General features: G+C 36.6%; 2 protein-coding genes. One reads left to right on the top strand and one right to left on the bottom strand.

Going from position 1 to position 2,030, the window contains the following annotated elements:
* A partial coding sequence (locus ACFIJP_RS08825) for a hypothetical protein (protein ID WP_375627025.1) occupies positions 1-188 on the bottom strand: 188 nt, incomplete at its 3' end.
* Between the two features lie 979 nt (positions 189-1,167).
* On the opposite strand from ACFIJP_RS08825, the gene ACFIJP_RS08820 reads away from it, so the two are divergent.
* Positions 1,168-2,030 (top strand): POTRA domain-containing protein (locus tag ACFIJP_RS08820; RefSeq protein WP_375627023.1); only part of this gene is annotated, 863 nt, incomplete at its 3' end.

Genomic DNA, 2,030 nt, shown 5'->3' with positions numbered 1-2,030 from the left:
GCCCATTCACAATAGGTTTGAACCTTTTCGTATTCCTGCTTTTGAAGCGGGTCGTTTGTCAAATAAGCCATGACAAGATTTTCAAACAATGTTCCCAATTCACGAGGTGATTTTGCTTGTTGACGATAATATTCTAAGAGAGAGCGTAAAGAGACATGTTCATGATTAGAATGATGAGGTCGAAGCATAAAGAATAAACTCCATGACAATATATTCTATTGATTAATTCTCTTCAAAAGAATCAAAATGAAGCTTATTAAATCCATTTTGAATGAATAGTGTAAAAAATTCGGAAAATGCTAAAAAGCGGATAAATTTTTTTCAAAAGTTTTTTTTAAGGCTGTTTATCCACAGCCTATGACATGGGATAAGATCAGCAAAATAGTGAAATTTGCTATTCGTTTCACGGGTTAATCAAGACAAATGAAGCATGTGCTTTTAAAATATCATAATGATTATTTTGATAGGTTTTATGAGTCACTCAAATAGTCTATTTTGTCAGTTCAATTTACTGACACAAACTGACAAATATATATTATGGATTGTATTTAAGGTTGTATTGTCGATATAGGTTGTATCGTTAAAATACTAACATATTGAAATATAATGTTTTTAATTTTCTCTCATTTGAAAAAAATGATATAGGCTCTAAAAAGAACTGACAACACTGACAAGACTGACAACTCTAGACAAAACTCTTCTGTTCAGATCACTCAGATCATTGTCTTTGGAGAAAAGTTCTTTGATGAGAATGCCATTAAAAGAGTTTTGCGTGATTGTCTTGAAAGGCTCTCAAAGAGATTTCTTATTGTTTTCTATGATGGTTTTTGACGACAGAATGTGCTTGATAGCATGATGTCTCGTTTATATGCGTGTTGAGTGGCTTAGAGGAGCTGGAGAGTGAATTTATCTCTAATTATTGATAAATATATTGTAGCATTAAACTGGGGATATTGATGTATTAACCATTGACGGGCTAAACAATTTTGTTTAGAGGTCTTTCTACATAAATGTGGGGGAGAGATCTTCAGCAGTTAAAATAAAGCAGTTTTGGGTGTCACTTTTTGGGTCACAGAGGCATGTGCTTTTGTTAAAAGCGTTATAGGGCAGTGGCTGTTTTGAGTGGACTTGTTAGAGGTTCCATGAAGTTCTTTTAAAGAGTGCTTCATGAATAGTGCAAAGCGGGGGCAATCTGTATTGTTTTCTGTATTTTTACGCCAAAGTTCTCTTTTGAGAATTTTTCGTGCCATTATTATTTTATTTGGCTTGTTTACAGGTGTAAGTGTTTATGCGCGCTCCTCAGCTATTTTTCATTCCCCAACCGATAATTTTTCTCGCCAACAATCTGAGAAACAGCAATTAGAAAGAATTGAGAATTTACGCGCTTTAACGCCTAAAAGGATAAAGACGCCTTCAGAGCAAAATCCAGAAACGCTTTTGGGTGGGAAACAATGTTTTCCCATTCATGCTCTTGTTGTTGAGGGAGTGCATCATGTCAAAAAGCGCTTTATATCAGCCGTAACAGAGCCTTATGTTGGAAGATGTATCGGTCTTGTCGATATTCAGCTCTTAATCAAGAAGTTAACCAAAGTTTATTTGGATCAAGGCTATGTAACGGCGCGTTTTTACATTCCTGATCAAGATATCAAAAACAGCAAGGCGCTCAAATTTGTTGTCGTTGAGGGCAAGCTCTCAGAGATTTACTATAATGGTTCACCGGCATCTCGTTATAACAATGTTGTGTGGAGTGCTTTTCCTGGGCTTCAAGGTCATGTTCTGAACATGCGCGATATTGAACAGGGGCTTGATCAGATCAACCGTTTGAGTTCAGCGCACGCTCAAAGCGAACTTCTTCCAGGGCGTGAAGAAGGGAGCAGCATTGTCAATATTAACAATCATCCCGATAAAACTTTCAAGGTTACTGTTTCTCATGACAATATGGGACAAGCCTCTACGGGTTATGCGCGTTATAGTGCGGGCTTGAGGGTAGAAAATATTTTAGGGATGAATGATGCGTGGGATTTTAACTA

The organism is Bartonella sp. MU37NMGALS, assembly GCF_042194015.1.
GTDB lineage: Bacteria > Pseudomonadota > Alphaproteobacteria > Rhizobiales > Rhizobiaceae > Bartonella > Bartonella grahamii.
The sequence above is the reverse complement of the archived record's forward strand: the minus strand, read 5'-3'. Positions and strand labels throughout refer to the sequence as shown.